Genomic DNA, 16,897 nt, shown 5'->3' with positions numbered 1-16,897 from the left:
ATGAGTTTTGGAAGTTTTTCCATGAATAGAGACAATGTCGTTCAATTTAGTGAAGATCATGCAGCTAAAGAATTCAAAGCGAAACGCAAAAGAGAAATGGAAGAAGTCTGCAAAGTGGTTCTTGATAAGGTCATTGATGAGATGTCCGTAAATAAGCAGAATCCCGATATTGCTCAGAAGAAAGAAGTCTCCCTTCAGATCACGAGAATAGTAGGTGAAGTATTAAGCGAGAGCAGCAGAAATCTTTCTTATGGCGAAAAGCAGAATATTGTGAAGGAAGTCATGGATGAAATCTATGGGCTTGGCCCACTTACGCCGCTCCTTGAGGACGACGATATTTCTGAAATCATGGTCAATGGACCTGATAATATCTATGTGGAGAAAAAAGGAAAACTGATCAAATCAGAAGTGAGCTTCAGAGATGATACACATGTGCTGCATATCATAGACCGCATCATAGCACCCATCGGAAGAAGAGTGGATGAAAGCTCACCTATGGTGGATGCAAGGCTACAGGACGGCTCTCGTGTGAACATTATCATACCACCGCTTGCGCTGAATGGACCAACAATCACCATCAGAAAATTTGCGGCAGATCCATTCACTCTGGAGGATCTTATTTCCTTCGGGACGCTGAACATGGACATGGCTACTTTTCTGAAGGCCAGTGTCAAAGGGCGAACCAACATCATTGTATCTGGAGGTACAGGCTCAGGTAAGACCACGTTTCTGAATATTATGTCCAGCTTCATCCCTCATGATGAGAGAATCGTCACCATAGAGGATGCTGCGGAGCTTCAGCTACAGCAGGACCATGTTGTGAAGCTGGAAACAAGACCAGCCAATGTGGAGGGAAAGGGGAAAGTCGGCATCAGAGAACTTGTTGTGAACTCTCTTAGAATGAGACCGGACCGTATCGTGGTAGGTGAGGTCAGAAGTGCGGAAGCACTGGACATGCTCCAGGCCATGAATACAGGCCATGACGGGTCACTGACCACAGTCCATGCCAATACACCTCGAGACAGTCTTTCCAGACTTGAAACCATGGTCATGATGTCCGGGATGGAGCTTCCTTCTCGTGCAATCAGAGAACAGATTGCATCTGCCATCCATCTCATCGTCCAGATTTCACGTTTTAATGACGGTTCGAGAAAGGTGTTGAAAATCACGGAGGTACTAGGTATGGAAGGGGATACGGTAACCCTTCAGGATATATTCGAATTCAGGCAGGATGGGTTTGATGAAAATGGTAGAGTCAAGGGAAGTCATGTACCGACAGGAATTGTTCCTGGTAACATTGAGAAACTGAAAACCCATGGAGAGAAGCTGAATACATCCATATTCAGAAATCAGTCCTTCCGGGGAGAAAACAGCTTTAGGAGATAATCATGAAGTATTTAATTATTCTAGGTGCATTCTTTTTCTCCCTGTTCTCCTTTTTATCACTCTATCTCATCCTCTTTTCCGGTAGATTAAGACTACGAGGTAGACTCCAGGGGATTCAATCCATGAAAAAGGATTTCGAAGAGGAACTGATTGAGGAGTATGCACCAAAAGACAAGGAAAAGAAAAGCGTGTCTGCTATGCTTCGAAAACTACTTCCACTTGAGAAGTACCTTGAAAAGAAAAGAAGAAAACTCATGCAGGCATCCATTCTGCTGAAGGCGGAAGAGTTCCTCTTCATCACCTTTATGGTTTCTCTGATTCTTGGACTTCTTGTTTATCTTTTCAGTGGAATGATTCTTATTTCGATACTTACATTTTTCATCGGCTTCAGGCTTTCTGATTCCTATATCCTATCTGTGAAAAGAAGCCGAAGTCAGAAGCTGAACGATCAGCTGCCTGACGCGCTGGGAGCGATCTCAAACAGTCTCAGATCAGGGCTCAGTTTCATTCAGTCCATGAATATCGCCATGAAGGAAATGGAATCTCCCATTGCGGACGAGTTCGCGCGTGTCATACGTGACAACACACTTGGGAAACCCCTGGATGAGGCCCTTTCGGATCTTGCTGAGAGAAACGATGACGAGGATATCGACATGCTTGTTACAGCCATCATGATTCAGAGACAGGTGGGTGGGAATCTTTCGGAAGTTCTTGATGTCATCACTGGTACCATCAGAGAGAGAATGCGGATCAAAGGGGAAGTAAGGACGCTGACCGCTCAAGGGAAGATGTCCGCGGCGGTTATCGGGCTTCTGCCTGTAGGAATCGCCTTAGCCATTTCTGTCATGAACCCGGAATATATCCATGTTCTTCTGAATACAACATTGGGGAATATTCTTATAGGTGTAGCTGTGATGATGGAGATGACGGGTACATTCATATTGACCAGAATCATCAAAATTGAAGTATAGGAGGGAAGAGGAGATGGAATACATAATCATTACATCCGTATTTATTACATCGATTCTGGTCTTTTATGCGCTGTTTTACATTTTCTTTCAGAGCAGAATCAATCTGGCGAGAAGAATGGAGGAGCTATCCAAAATTCAGGTGAAGGAAGAACCGGAAGATGACCTGGTGAAGCCCTTCAGTGAAAGAATCATAAAGCCTGGTTATGCGCGGTTCATAAAGCTCATCAATAAAGTCACCCCGCATTCCATCAAGAAGAAATATGAAGTGCTGATTTCGCAGGCGGGGTATGTGGGGAGGTATTCACCAAGTAACATCATCAGCATGCAGGTGATGTCAGGGATTCTTTTAGCCAGTGGGGCGTATCTCATTGGCTCGCCTTATCTGGTGGAATATGGTGTTTTTCCTTATGTCTTTGCTCTTTTTCTTGGTTTCTATTTTCCCTATAGCATTATAAATAGTAATGGGTTGAAGAGACAAAAACTGGTTCAGAGAAAGCTTCCTGATCTTCTGGATCTCCTCTTCATCAGTGTGGAAGCGGGGCTAGGGTTTGATATGGCTCTTAAACGTGCTACAGAAAAAATGCAGGGTCCACTGAGTGACGAATTTGATCGTGCCCTTCATGAAATGTCCAGCGGCAGGAGCAGGCAGGATGCTTTCAGAGGGATCATCACTCGAACAGGCGTAGAAGATGTCAATACCTTTCTCACTGCAGTGATCCAATCAGAGCTTCTGGGTACAAATATCGCCAATACCTTACGAGTTCAATCCAATGAAATGAGGCAGAAAAGGAGACAGAGAGCGGAAGAGATTGCCATGAAGATTCCCGTTAAGATGTTGTTTCCGCTTGTAATTTTCATGCTGCCTGCACTATTCATTGTGATTCTAGGTCCTGCAGGAATCAATATGATGGAATCTCTTGGGAATATGTAGATCAATACATTAAACCCATCCAACGAAGAACATTCTCGGTGGATGGGTTTTCGAATTGAAAATAATGAATAGAAGTTAAGTAAAAGAGGTTTGCTCCAAGAAATAGATAATTTAAATGCAGATAGAGAATGTTATTATTGTTGACATCCCAGCTAAGCCATTGTAAGTTAGATTGATACTGTCAGTTTGTACTTTTCATCATTGGTAATAAATGCATAATATAAGGTGATGAGAAATTAAGAGGAGTCTGCTGGAAGAATAAGTGACTATGGAGCTGAGAGACATCCATAGAAGTGTTGAAGAGGGAGTTGACTGGAGAGCTAGAAAAATAAAACGGAAGAGCTCTGTCATTGTCCTATGAAATCACTTTTCGAAAGTTACCAGATTAATGCAGTTATTAAGATGTATAGGGGCTTTCATCTGAAGCTCTTCTGGATAAGCTGGTATAAAAGGTACTGACCACCAAAACTCTGAATCCAGATCTAGTATCTAAAGTGTTCATGTAGTTTATTGTTTGAACAAGTGAAAGTATGGTTGGTATGGTTGGAGTTAAGTTGTTGTATCATTTATTACTGATAAAATAGGAAGACTATTTATTTCCTTATGAGTATAATGGTCATAAGAAGATAAAAACAGAGTATGAATTGTGAAAATTGCTGAAGGGTGGGTTGTAGATAATGAAAGTCATCAATGTCACTACGGGAGAAGAGATCCTGAAAGAACTAAATATTGCGGATACATTTGTAAGGAGATTTATGGGGCTTATGGGGAAAAAGGGGTTATGTCCTGGGTTTGGTCTTAAGATTGAGCCCTGTAGCAGTATACATACTTTCAACATGAGATTCGCAATAGATGTGCTTTTCGTTTCAGAGGATCACAAGGTACTCGAGGTGCTTTGTGCCATGACTCCTGGAAAGGTCAGTTCTGTGGTAAAGGGTTCTAGGTATGTAATAGAGGGAAATGCAAATGAACTTAGTGACAAAGTGAAGATCGGTGATGAAATTCAAATTCTGTGACGATATTCGACAAGGGTGGCTACTCAGATATAATCAAATACACACAAGGTGATAACACCAATACATTTACGTGATTGCAAATGTATTGGTGTTAATTTTGATATTCAAACAAATTTAACAAATAATTGCTGAAAATATGCTTAAATTTTCCTTTAAAATATGTTTAAATAATATTAATGGATATCCAGAAAAAGTGTATGATAAATCAAATACCGAAAAACCAAGTTAAACAATTTTCGCTTTGCCTTATTATACTCAAGTGAGATAAAACTATTAGTGTAAAATAGTTTTGTGAATGAAAAAATATTCTATGAATTAAAACAATTTATGTCGAAAGTATGGGTTTATTTCTGAAAATTACTGAAATATACAATAAAATACGGAGTAATATGTATTGACAATAGTCGATTGTAAGACTAAAATAAAAATAACAGAAAATTGACATAATACATTACTCGTACTACTAATTTTAATAAAATTTAAGGAGGTCTATCATGGAATTTTTAAAAAGGTTATGGAATGATGAAGAAGGGCAGGGTATGGTTGAGTATGGTCTGATTATTGCTTTGGTGGCTATTGTAGTTATCGTAGCATTAACAGCAGTAGGTGGTTCGCTTGATAAGATTTTTACTGATATTTCAACTGAGTTAGAGTCACCAACTAAATGATCGAACTACATAAATGCCCCCTTTTGGGGGCATTTTATTAAAAGAGGTGAATTATGTGAGAGTTATATATGAAGTGTTTTTTGATGAGTCTGCTCAAGGATTAGTTGAGTACTCTCTGATTATCTCTTTAGTTGCTATCGTGATAATAAGTGTGGTAATAATGTTTGGTGAATCATTGTTAAGTTTATATGAGACGATAAAAGAAGATGTAATAAATGCGTTGTAGGTGATTAAATGAATTTCGATTTTTCCCATGTTGTACTACTTATTTTGCTGATGCTTTCTGTTTACTACGACTGGACACGAAGAAAGATCCCTAATAAAATAACGATGCCTGCCATATTGATTGGTGTCATATGGTCAACTGTGAACAGTGGGTTAGACGGATTCCTATTCAGTGTATTGGGGTTTCTGCTCGGCTTTGCTGTTTTTTTAGTTCCCTATATTTATGGAGGAATCGGGGCAGGAGATGTGAAACTTATGGCTGCAATCGGTTCGCTTATGGGATGGGAATTTGTTCTTGTGTCTGGATTGGCAACAGCCATTTTTGGGGGCGGGCTTGTTATAGTGTACATGCTTTATAAAGGTGGCTTGAAAATGACGCTAATTGATGCGTTAGGGTTAGTTATCAGACCACTATTAAGACTACTATATATGTTAACTAGAAAAGATTGGTTTCTAGTTAAGCAGAAGTATTTCATTGGAAAGAAAGAAGAAAAGCAAAATGATTATATTCCTTATGCTCTAGCAATCGCATCTGGTACTTTGGTTGTCATGATGTTCAGGCTGGACACTTTTATTCAATTTTGAAAATAGTAAACCAGAGGTGGTTTTTATGTATAAAAAATTAGAAATTCATAAGAAAGAAGAAGGGCAAGGTCTTGTGGAGTTTGCATTAGTACTCCCGATTCTTCTTTTATTTCTATTAGGTATTATTGAGTTCGGGTGGTTGTTTAATGCTAGGATATCCTTGACCAGTGCAGCAAGAGAAGGTGCTAGGGTAGCAGCTGTTTCAAACATCAATCACCAAGCAAAAGCTGAAGAAGCTGTTACAAGCTCACTTTCGGGAGCTAGTGGAGTTGTGGTAACAAGTGTAGGTTATGATTCCGATATTGACACTTTAAACAACATTAGAAACGTAATCATTGAAGTCAATGGACAAGTAGAGCCGCTTATTGGTTTCTTTGTAACCGGTCCTCAACAGATGACAGCAAAAGCAACTATGAGATTGGAGTAGGAGGTGGATTGAATGAAATTCAGAATTATTAAAGATGAGAAAGGAGCAGTGCTGCCGATCGTAGCTTTATTTCTCCTATTTGTAGCTTTTGGTATGGCGGCGATAGTTGTAGATGCAGGTACATTATACAATACAAGAAGATCTATGGTAACTGCGGCAGATGCAGGTGCTCTTGCTGGTGCAAAAGAAATGGAAAAAGTGTTGGGGGAAACTGACCTTGCAAAAATTAGTCAGATTAAAACCGATGCCATAGCTATCGCCAAGAGTCTGGCAATTAAAAATGGTGCTGAAGGAGAACCAATTGTTGAGCTCAAGAAAATGGATGTGGAGCTTGCGAGTGGTGGCATTTCAAACCGTGATGTTATCGTTGTCACTGTCAAAAAAAATGAAGAGCATGATTTTGCAAAGCTCATCGGTTTCGACAACTCAGATGTTGTAGCTCAAGCAGTAGCGACATGGGGTTACAGCACTCAGATTACAGGAGGGCAAATTTTTCCTCTGTTTATGTTAGAGGAAGCTTTTATAGATGGGGAAACAACGTTACATTCTGGTAAAGTTACTTTAGAAAATGGCGAAGTATCAGATCCGAACAGGGGATTTGTTAAATTGGAAGAAGGCGAGAATGGGCAAAAAATCATTAATGATACACTAGCTGGGATTAATATGGATAGACAGTTTATCATCAATCAGGTTCTTGTATCAGAAACAGGACAAGCAAATTCGATGGTTGATGCAGTTGAAGATCGGATGATTACAGCTGCAGCTTTAGGTACAGTGAACGAAAGAAGACAGTTCATGTCTGGGTTAATTCCGATTGTGATTTCTGATGTAGCACTTGAAGAAGCTGAGAAGAATCCTAATGCTCATATAAACCTTACTATTCAGTATTTTGCAGTTTACACTATACATGATGTGATTACCGCAAATAACAATAAGATTCTTGGCTCTCAGTATGCTTTGACAAAGACGGATTTCACTAAAGTAAGTCAAGCTGCGACATACACTCCGGACTATGCGAAAGGGACTTTGTTAGGGGAGTTTACTGGTGAGATCATTGAGTTAAACACGATTATTAAAGATGGAGATCAGGATCCGTTACCTGGATATGAGGGTTTGTCTAGATACTCTAAACTAGTTAAGTAGGTGGGGGGATATTTATGAAAGTAAGGAAACGAGTAATTGTATTAGCGGTGTTATTAGGTTTGATATCAATGAGTTTACTGTATGTTTATTTAGAAGGTAAGGAAGAGGTGGAGGCTGTTCCTGTGCAACTGTCAGATGTCGTAGTGGCGGTAACAGCCATTCCGGCACATGTAACAGTAACACCAGAAATGGTTGCAGTGAAATCCATACCTTCTGAAGCGGTTCATCCTGATGCAATCAGTAGTATTGATGATATTGTTGGATTCACAACTAATATGGCTATTTATAACGATGAACAGATTATACGAACAAAAGTGGCAACTGATGAGAATTCTGTTAATCTTTCCTTTAGGATTCCAGAAAATATGAGAGCGATGACTATTCCGATGACAGAAATTTCCGGTGTAGGAGGCTATATAGTCGAAGGGGATAAAATAGATATTCTTGTTACATATACACTAGAAGCAGTGGATGATGACCCTGCTACGGAGCAAGATGAAGAAATTGAAGGGAAAACTGTAACATACACTCAGTTTCAAAACATTGAGATAATTGAGAAAGGACCAAACACAACGCCTACTGATGGTCAGACTCAACCAACGGGTGTAACCAGTTCATTGACACTTCTAGTAACACCTAGCCAGGCAGAGGTCCTTACCTACGCCCAAATGTCAGGGAGTATTAATATGACCTTGAGAAATCCTGTAGATGAAAATATTAATGAATTGACCGAGTTTGGATCAGATAACTTTAACACTTGGAGAGGGAGGTAGCTATAATGGATAGAATAAGGCTTATGATTCTGGAAGACAACGAAGAAAAACGAATCGAGATAGAAAGTATCCTTAAAAATATCGATTATATCATGCTTTCTCAGAGAGTGGATACCAGAGACGATGCAATGAGAGTACTTGATCTAGATCCCATTAATGTTGTAGTCGTCGGAAAAGATTTTGACGGAGACGGATATGACGTAGCTGAAGAGATTACAGCAGAGCATTTAGAAGTGTCTATTATCCTTATTGAAGATGAGATTAAAGAAGAAATCATGCATAAAGCGCTCTTCTCAGGTGCGAAAGATGTGGTTTTAAGACCCATCGTTCCTACCAGACTGATGGATTCCATTTACAAAGCATATGAACTGAACAAAAAAAGAGCAGATCTTCATCGAGATATTCCGCAAAGAGTAAAGAGAAAATCAGAACTTGGTCAGGTGATTACGGTCTTCAGCACCAAAGGTGGAGTAGGTAAAACCTTCGTTTCCATCAATCTGGCAGTTACTCTTTCCAAAGAGACCAAAAAACGAGTTGTTGTGGTAGACCTTGATCTGGATTTTGGCAGTGCTTCATTAGCACTGAACATTCAGCCAAAGTTTACGATATCAGATGTAGTCAATGATATTAAGAATATTGACCCGGATCTCATTGAAAGCTATCTTCTGATGCATGATTCAGGCGTGCGCATTCTTCCTGCCAATATTGAGCCTCAGATGAATGAATTCATCAATGCGGAACATATCCAGATCATACTCAGGACTCTTCAGAATTCTTATGATTATATTATTGTGGATATGCCAGGAAGGTTCTACGAACCCATTAATCCTGCTTTCGTATTTGCAGATAAGTTACTGATGATTACGACACCTGAAGTCTCTACAGTGAGAAATATCAAAGCATCACTGATTACGCTGAATGACTTGAATTATCCCAAATCAAAGATCAAGCTGCTTCTAAATAAAGCAGACAGACGTGGTGAGGTCAAAGCAGGAGATATTGAGAAGACACTGAATCAGACCCTGTTCTCGAGCATAGAAGCTGATTATAAAGGCGTCATATCCTCCCTCAATCAGGGTGTGCCTTATGTGACCAAAAACAGCCGTAGTGCTATTGCGAAGAATTTCAAGAAACTGGCTAAGAAAATGACAGATGAGTCAGAGGTAAAGGCAGCAAGTAAGTAAAGAGGTGACAGAAATGAATCTAAGCGGTTTTAACATAAATGAATCCAGTGTCAGAAATGAGGTTGCGAAAGAGCATGATGAGCTGAGTCTCAGAAAGCTGAAAGAGATTGAAGATTTCTCTCAGGAGATTCTAGCAAGAATCATAGACGAGATCATCATCTCTCCAGATAAGAATGATCAGGCCCAAAGAAAGATGGTTTCCGATCTGGTGAACGAAAAAATCAATGAAGTGCTGAACCAGAACAGAAAACATCTATCATCATCAGATAAGCAGAAAGCCCATAAACTGGTTATGGAAGAAGTCTTCGGATACGGCCCCATTACCTCTCTTCTTGATGACCCGACTGTGACAGAGGTCATGGTCAATGGTCCCAATGATATCTATATTGAGCGTTTCGGTAAAATTGAAGTGACAGACAAGAGATTTCGTGATGACAGACATGTGCTTCATACCATAGATAAAATCATATCTCCGTTAGGCAGACGAGTTGACGAAAGTTCACCGATGGTCGATGCGAGGCTTCCCGATGGTTCCCGTGTGAATATTATCATTCCGCCCTTATCCATCAAAGGTCCAGCCATCACCATCCGTAAATTTGCAGTAGACCCTTATACCCTAGAAGATCTGATTTCATTCGGAACGCTAAACATGGATATGGCAAAACTTCTCCGATCCAGTGTCAGAGGAAGAATCAATATCCTTGTATCCGGTGGTACGGGTTCTGGTAAGACCACTCTTCTTAATGTGGTTTCAGGATTTATTCCGGACAACGAAAGAATTGTGACCATTGAAGATGCTGCCGAGCTTCAGCTTCAGCAGAGACATGTGCTACCACTGGAAAGCAGGCCTTCGAACATTGAAGGAAAAGGTAGAGTGAATATCAGAGACCTGGTTGTTAACTCTCTTCGTATGAGACCAGACCGAATCGTCGTGGGAGAAGTCAGAAGCGGTGAAGCTTTAGATATGCTCCAGGCGATGAATACGGGCCATGACGGCTCATTGACAACCATCCACGCCAATACACCAAGAGACAGCCTGGCAAGACTGGAAACCATGGTTATGATGAGTGGGATGGATCTTCCATCAAGAGCAATCAGAGAGCAGGTAGCTTCAGCCATCAATCTCATTGTTCAGGTAGCAAGATTTACAGACGGTTCAAGAAAGATCACGAAAATCACGGAAATCGTCGGCATGGAGAGTGATACGATTACGCTGCAGGATCTTTTCGTGTTCAGACACGACGGATTTGATGAAAGAGGTGGCGTAGTAGGCAAACACGTTCCCACCGGTATTGTCCCTAATTACATGGAAAAACTAAGAGCTCATGGCGAAAATCTACCAACCAGCATTTTCAAAACACATGAAGGTGGAAACATTCAGGCTGCGAGGGGGAGATAACCTATGAAATATCTTGTATATTTATCGTTTTTTCTATTCATGACCCTGTTTTTCATTCTGCTCTACAATATGTTCTTTGCAAACAGGTCAAAAACAAAAGAGAGAATGAAACTCATTGCATCTTCATGGGACTACGCAACAGATGAAGACAGTGAAGAAGAAAAGGAAATAGAGAAAGATCGAAAACGTAAAAAGAACAGTTCTTTATTGAATGCATATTACACCAAGAAGAAGAAAAAGCTCATGCAGGCGTATATTCTGATGAAACCACAGGAATTCTTCATGATTTCCGTGAGTGCTGCTGTTTCGGTTTTTCTTCTAATGTTTCTCCTGACGAAACTACTGCCTATGGCTTTTGTGGGAGGACTTCTCGGATTCTTGCTGCCTGATCTTTATGTCAATCGTATCATCAGCAAGAGATCTCAAAAGCTCAATGGACAGCTGCCAGAAGCGCTGAACATCATCTCCAATGGTCTAAGGGCAGGCCTTAGCTTTGCGCAAGCAGTTAGTATTGCAGGTAAAGATCTGGAGAGCCCTATAGGTGATGAATTCACCAAAATCATACGTGACAATACACTGGGTAAATCCATGGAAAGCGCACTGGAAGATTTCTCTGAAAGAACCAGTGATGAAGATGTGGATATGTTTGTTACAGCCATGATCATACAGAGACAGGTGGGCGGAAACCTTTCAGAGGTGCTGGACACCATTTCCAATACAATTCGAGAAAGAGTGCGAATCAAAGGTGAAGTAAGAACGCTCACCGCCCAAAGCAAGCTATCAGCAGTTATCATCAGTTTTCTACCTGTTGGTATTGCCTTGGTGCTTTCGATTATGAACCCTAGTTATATCGGTCAGCTTTTCGATAATCTCATAGGACTTATCATGGTAGGGGCTGCTGTAGTGATGATGCTTATAGGTATCTTCATATTGTCTAAACTGGTCAAACTGGAAGTATAGGAGGATGATTTCATGGAACTGATGGTATATGTTTTATTATTCATCACAGCAAGTCTTTTCTTTGGCATTGTCTTTCAGATGGTATTTGGCAAAAGACTTCTTGTCAGTGAGCGAATGGAAGAGATTAATTCCATGTATAGCCTCCAGGGTGATGAAGATGAGATGAGAAAACCCTTTGTAGAACGTGTAGTGAATCCTGCTTACCAGAGATTTGTGGAAGCGCTAGGGAGTATCACTCCAGGATCCATCAAGAAGAAGTACGAGCAGATGATTATGCAGGCTGGCGTTGGAAAGAAATTCACACCAAGTTCTATTTTATCCATACAGGTCATGCTGGCCATTGTAATGGGTTCACTCTTATATCTGGTTTTCAGACTGCTGATCGGAGAAGGAAACATACTGCTTTCTGTTCTATTTGGTGCCTTGGGTTTCTTTCTTCCATATGTAAGGCTGAATTCCACGGCTCAGATCAGGCAGAAGAAAGTGCAGAGTGCGCTTCCGGATCTTTTGGATCTTCTATATATCAGTGTGGAAGCCGGGCTTGGGTTTGATACAGCGCTTAAAAAATCTGCGGATAAGATGCCGGGTCCTCTCAGCGATGAAATCAAGAAAGCGCTGGAGGACATCGCTAAAGGTCGAGACAGACAGGAAGCTTTAAAAGGGATCATACGACGTACAGGTGTGGATGATATCAATACCTTCATTACCGCAGTTATACAGTCTGAGATTCTGGGAACCAATATCGCCACCATGCTCAGAACCCAGTCTACAGTTATGAGGCAGAAAAGAAGACAAAGAGCAGAGGAAGCTGCCATGAAGATTCCGATCAAAATGCTCTTTCCGCTGATATTTTTCATGTTTCCTGCACTTTTTGTAGTAATTTTAGGACCTGCAGTGATCAGTGTTATTGAAAATATGAGCGGTTTATTCTAATATAAAGGTGGAGGTGGGAAAAATGGCAAAAACAACGAGAAAGACAACGTTATTATTGCTTTTTTTCCTCTTTTTTAATTTCTGCAATTTAAGTACTAGTAGAGTGCTGGGTGACGATGTGAAAGCGCTGGAAAGTGTTGCCATATCGCTCATCATCGATAAATCCGGTAGCATGAGTGATACGGACCCGAGTCTCATGCGAGAGACAGCAGCCAATATCCTTGTTGATCTACTCAGTCCTGAAGACTATCTGGGAATCATATCCTTCAGTAACGATGCTCAGGAGATTCAGCCAATGGCTTTGATAGGAGAAACGGGTAAGGATCAGCTGAAAGGAAAAATCACTGGAAATCTGGAAGCGCTGGGAAATACAGATTATCTGAAAGCCTTTGATCTGGCTTTTCGTCAGATGGAAAGTATTCAGGATGAGAATCTCAATAAGGTGATCATATTTCTCACAGATGGAGATCCTGACCCCGATGCAGCAAGAAGAGATGAACCGGGATTCATGGAAGAATATATGGATTCATTCTGGCTTAAAGTGAAAGAAATCGGTCTAGCAGGATACACTGTACATACGGTTGGTCTTGGTACTCTGGATTCTGAAGTCATGGATCGACTGGCACTGGAAACAACTGGAACATCCAATGTGTATAGTGAGTCATCTGATGTCGCGGTGGCTTTTTTTGATATCATCAGTCAGCTGAAAAACAGAAATGAGTTCATGAATATTTCTGAAGATGTGGCAGGTGAAAAACTTCTGGATTTTAAAATGGATGAATTTGTCTCTCAGGAAACCTTTGTCGTCAGAAATACAGGTGGCCCTCTGGAGATTGATTTCATTCCGCCAGAAGGAGTGGACCCTGGAGAGAATCTTAAGATCGTGAAAACAGAAAGCTACACCCTGGCAACCATTAATCAGGATGAGGCTGAAAGTTCAGGAATGTGGAAAATCAAGCTTACAGGCAATGCATCTGCCGAAATAATGGGCACAAAAGATCTTTTTGTGAAGATCTGGATGGATAGTCCCATCAATAATTCTCTTCATCCTATCGGAGAGCCGCTTGAAATAAGAGCAACATTGACTGGAAGTTCCAGTGAAGAGTTTCTTGTGGAGGGAGATGTCATGATTAATGGCGTTCAGGCTCTGCAGCCCCTGACCTTCGTGAAAGAGGGGGATGAATATGTTGGTGTATTTGAAGACACCAGTACCCGTGGCGACTACGAAATCAACTTGGCGGTTCACTCTGAAGAAGAGGTTATAGCAGCAACTTCCACCACGATTAGTGTCAAACTTCTTCCTGCAATCAAAAGCGACCTGGTCCTTCAGGAAACAGGCTATGTGCAAGGAGAAGAAAGAATCGTAAGCAGTACGCTTACCCTCGCTTCTACAAATCTGAAGGTATCAGACGAGCTGACGCTTGATTATTATGAACTTGTGCAGAGAAATGAAGAGGAGGAAGAAACTATAATTTCTCTTGTGGATGATGGTGTATTTGAGAATGGAGATGTGAAAGCTGAAGATGGAATCTTCAGTGGGATACTGAGCTTTGATGCGCTCGGCGAGCAGGAGATATTTATCCGGACTCGAGGAACTTACAACGGAGATCTGTTTATTCTGGAAAAGAATATTGGAAGGGCTGAGGTTCTTCCTCCTGGGACTGTAAGCATCAGCCTCGAAAGTCGATCCTATGAACTGCTGCAAGGAGATGCAGCACAATTACTGCTGACAATGAAAAGCACATCACCTTATCGAGAAGTGGTGAATCTATCCATCGATGGTGCTTACGGGATTCTTGAAACTGAGTCCGTGGCTCTTGAACCTATGGAAGAAAAGACTGTAAATGTAAGCCTTATGCCAGCTGTTGAAGCCAATGGAGAGCTGCTTACAGTTCCTGTGAGTTTCACTGTCAACAATGAGCTTACAAGTCTTTCCAGTGAAAGTGTGGATCTGGAACTGATGGTCACAACCAACACTGCGAGAATAATCAGTAGAATTCGAGAGAATCTGATGCTGATTACCGGGATTTTAGTATCTATAGCAGCAGCGCTTCTACTCATTTATGGGATTGGTAGAGTGCTTTATGAGAAAAATTACAAAAAACTCTATCAGGTTGCTGGAAGGTTGACCTATAGGAGAACAGATGATGATGCTTCAAAAGAAACAGGAAACGTTGATTTGTCCACCTTCGGTAAGTCCAAGGTGATCCTGACATTCAGTGAAAAAAGAAAGGACACTTCAGACTACTTCATTCCTGGAAGTCGATATGACTATGATCTTATCTTCGAAAAAATGGTGGATCAGGGAAGGTTCAAGTTCATGGACGGATACAGGAGTCTGAATAGAAAAACGCCTCCAAAACTCCAGATCAAAACCACCGAACCTGGTATTCTTGTGGTCAATGATGCAATTCTGATCAAGTATGAAGTGGATACTCAAGTGAACTTCACATCCGGAGAGTATGTTTTCAGCTATGAGTCAGCCTGGGTAGGAGATGCCAAAGCGGATACTGGAAAGAACATCCTGGAAGGTAAGTTCTAAAATAGTGTAATAGCAAAACCGCCTACTCCATAGGAGTGGGCGGTTTTTAAAAGTTCAAGCGTATTCTTCTTCTTTATATGATGAGAGTCCGCTTAATTTCGGATGGTGATGTATTTATATGGTAAGCGTTCAATAAATGCATGGATTCTATGTGAAATAAAACTATGAGATAATCTTCTCAATGGATTGGTTTTATCCTCAGCTGAGCTTGCTGAGCCAGGGTTAAAACTGTGAGTAAGGAGAGGATTGAATTTGGCAACTATGCAACAAGCTCGTCATGAGCTATTGAAATCGAAATGGACGGAGATTATCAAAGAGCAGCGAAAAAGCGGCCTGGCCATCAGAAAATGGTGTGAGATGAATCAGGTCTCCGCACCCAGTTTCTTTTACTGGAGCAAGGTAATCCGTCAGGATTCACTGGTGAAAGCTGGCACCATGGCGGTGACGGGGCAAGCCTGCTTTACGGAGATTACCTCCGAGGAAGGCCGACAGCAGCCTCCACATCAAAGTGGCATCTGTGCAGTTATTCGATCTCACGGTAATGAAGTCGAGATCCACAACGGTGCTGATCTTGCTACTCTTCAATCTATTCTCGGACTCATTGGTCATTCCTCATGAAAGTGAAGTTTCCCGAAGATGTCCGGATCTTCATCGCCTGCGGACAGACGGATATGAGAAAATCAATTGATGGCCTCGCGGCCATCGTCAGCCAAACCTTTAAGCTGGACCCTTTCCAGAATGCGCTGTATCTCTTCTGCGGAAGAAGAAGAGATCGGGTGAAAGCGTTGTATTGGGAAGGTGACGGATTTCTGCTTCTCTACAAGAGGCTTGAAAACGGAAGTTTTCAGTGGCCTCGAAGCAATGATGAAGCCAGGGAAATCACACCTCAGCAGTACCGCTGGTTACTTGAAGGCTTGTCTGTCGATCAGAAGAAAGTCATCCAAAACATCGGAAGCAAAAGAGTGCTCTGAATCACTGAAACCATTGTGAAATCAATGGTTTCAGTGATTATTTTTCGTGCATTTCTGCTGAAATTATGATATAATAATTGTAGATTTTAAATATAACAAAGGAGAGGTTCAACATGAATGACACCGATACATCCGTACTGCTCGAAGTGATCAAAGAACAGAATAAGACCATCGAATCTCTCCGTAAAACCATTGAAGAAATGAGTGTGAACATAATACTTCTACGTGAGCAGATTGAGTATCTCAACAAAAAGCGCTATGGTGCTAAGAGTGAGAAGACAGCTGCTCTGACCGGCCAGATTGTGATGGATGAGGTGTTTGAGCATGGTCAGTTTGACGAAGCTGAAACTGCGGCTGATCTTACAGAGGATGCTGAAGAAGATCTTACCCCGAAGAAAGCTTCGAGAAAAGGATATTCCCGAGAGAAAGCGTTGGTCAACCTTCCGAGAGAAGAGAAACTATATACGCTGACAGATGAAGACAAAGTCTGCTCCGTTGACGGAGACAGACTGTTTCCGGCCGGTAAAAAGTATCTGCGGACAGAAATCGAATATACACCTGCATCCATGAAACTTGTGGAGATCTACGTGGAAACAGCGGAGTGTCGCACTTGTCGCACTTGTCGCAAGGAAGGAAGAAGCTATATGATCCAGGCAGAACCAGATCAGCCGGTGCTTCAGCATTCGATGGCTTCCCCCTCCAGTGTGGCATGGACCATGTACCAGAAATATGTTAATCACGTTCCCCTCTACCGACAGGAGAAGGATTGGCATAACCTTGGGC

The 16,897-nt window shown here is 41.4% G+C and carries 17 protein-coding genes; all 17 read left to right on the top strand.

All coding sequences use genetic code 11. The features are described from left to right. Entirely contained in the window at positions 1 to 1,386 is a 1,386-nt protein-coding gene (locus tag J3A84_RS13160) for a TadA family conjugal transfer-associated ATPase (RefSeq protein ID WP_242694241.1), read from the top strand. A 2-nt stretch (positions 1,387 to 1,388) separates the two neighbouring features. Then, the gene (locus J3A84_RS13155; protein ID WP_207600508.1) at positions 1,389 to 2,357 is read left to right on the top strand and encodes a type II secretion system F family protein; all 969 of its coding nucleotides are present in this window, start codon (positions 1,389 to 1,391) and stop codon (positions 2,355 to 2,357) included. Between the two features lie 13 nt (positions 2,358 to 2,370). Beyond that, positions 2,371 to 3,288, top strand: coding sequence for a type II secretion system F family protein (locus tag J3A84_RS13150; RefSeq protein ID WP_207600507.1), 918 nt, complete (start codon positions 2,371 to 2,373; stop codon positions 3,286 to 3,288). A 677-nt stretch (positions 3,289 to 3,965) separates the two neighbouring features. Then, positions 3,966 to 4,304: a DUF192 domain-containing protein gene (locus J3A84_RS13145; protein ID WP_207600506.1), complete on the top strand. Its 339-nt coding sequence runs from the start codon at positions 3,966 to 3,968 to the stop codon at positions 4,302 to 4,304. 494 nt (positions 4,305 to 4,798) lie between these two features. Next, the gene (locus J3A84_RS13140) at positions 4,799 to 4,972 is read left to right on the top strand and encodes a Flp family type IVb pilin (protein ID WP_207600505.1); all 174 of its coding nucleotides are present in this window, start codon (positions 4,799 to 4,801) and stop codon (positions 4,970 to 4,972) included. Positions 4,973 to 5,206: 234 nt separating this feature from the next. Then, entirely contained in the window at positions 5,207 to 5,782 is a 576-nt protein-coding gene (locus J3A84_RS13135) for an A24 family peptidase (protein WP_207600504.1), read from the top strand. A 25-nt stretch (positions 5,783 to 5,807) separates the two neighbouring features. Continuing rightward, entirely contained in the window at positions 5,808 to 6,209 is a 402-nt protein-coding gene (locus J3A84_RS13130) for a TadE/TadG family type IV pilus assembly protein (protein WP_207600503.1), read from the top strand. A 12-nt stretch (positions 6,210 to 6,221) separates the two neighbouring features. Then, entirely contained in the window at positions 6,222 to 7,352 is a 1,131-nt protein-coding gene (locus J3A84_RS13125; RefSeq protein WP_207600502.1) for a pilus assembly protein TadG-related protein, read from the top strand. 14 nt (positions 7,353 to 7,366) lie between these two features. Continuing rightward, on the top strand, positions 7,367 to 8,125 hold the full coding sequence (gene cpaB, locus J3A84_RS13120; protein WP_207600501.1) for a Flp pilus assembly protein CpaB: 759 nt from the start codon (positions 7,367 to 7,369) through the stop codon (positions 8,123 to 8,125). Between the two features lie 5 nt (positions 8,126 to 8,130). Continuing rightward, on the top strand, positions 8,131 to 9,309 hold the full coding sequence (locus J3A84_RS13115) for a CpaE/TadZ family protein (protein ID WP_207600500.1): 1,179 nt from the start codon (positions 8,131 to 8,133) through the stop codon (positions 9,307 to 9,309). 13 nt (positions 9,310 to 9,322) lie between these two features. Beyond that, complete coding sequence (locus tag J3A84_RS13110; protein WP_207600499.1) at positions 9,323 to 10,708, top strand: TadA family conjugal transfer-associated ATPase; 1,386 nt, start codon at positions 9,323 to 9,325, stop codon at positions 10,706 to 10,708. Positions 10,709 to 10,711: 3 nt separating this feature from the next. Further along, positions 10,712 to 11,668, top strand: coding sequence for a type II secretion system F family protein (locus J3A84_RS13105; protein WP_207600498.1), 957 nt, complete (start codon positions 10,712 to 10,714; stop codon positions 11,666 to 11,668). Positions 11,669 to 11,680: 12 nt separating this feature from the next. Continuing rightward, positions 11,681 to 12,601 carry a type II secretion system F family protein gene (locus J3A84_RS13100; protein WP_207600497.1) on the top strand — a complete coding sequence of 307 codons (921 nt, stop codon included), beginning with the start codon at positions 11,681 to 11,683 and terminating at the stop codon, positions 12,599 to 12,601. Between the two features lie 22 nt (positions 12,602 to 12,623). Continuing rightward, a complete protein-coding gene (locus J3A84_RS13095) occupies positions 12,624 to 15,143 on the top strand; it encodes a vWA domain-containing protein (RefSeq protein WP_207600496.1) in 2,520 nt (839 codons plus the stop codon). Positions 15,144 to 15,404: 261 nt separating this feature from the next. Then, a complete protein-coding gene (gene tnpA / locus J3A84_RS13090) occupies positions 15,405 to 15,761 on the top strand; it encodes an IS66 family insertion sequence element accessory protein TnpA (RefSeq protein WP_425350768.1) in 357 nt (118 codons plus the stop codon). After that, the gene (tnpB, locus tag J3A84_RS13085) at positions 15,758 to 16,114 is read left to right on the top strand and encodes an IS66 family insertion sequence element accessory protein TnpB (RefSeq protein WP_207600494.1); all 357 of its coding nucleotides are present in this window, start codon (positions 15,758 to 15,760) and stop codon (positions 16,112 to 16,114) included. The genes tnpA and tnpB overlap by 4 nt, the downstream gene beginning before the upstream one ends. A gap of 113 nt (positions 16,115 to 16,227) precedes the next feature. After that, the coding region (locus tag J3A84_RS13080) for an IS66 family transposase (protein ID WP_207600493.1) at positions 16,228 to 16,897 on the top strand (670 nt) is incomplete at its 3' end.

The sequence above is a fragment of the Proteiniclasticum aestuarii genome, assembly GCF_017368455.1.
GTDB lineage: Bacteria > Bacillota > Clostridia > Clostridiales > Clostridiaceae > Proteiniclasticum > Proteiniclasticum aestuarii.
Note: the sequence above shows the minus strand (reverse complement) of the source record. Positions and strands in the feature narration are given on the sequence as shown.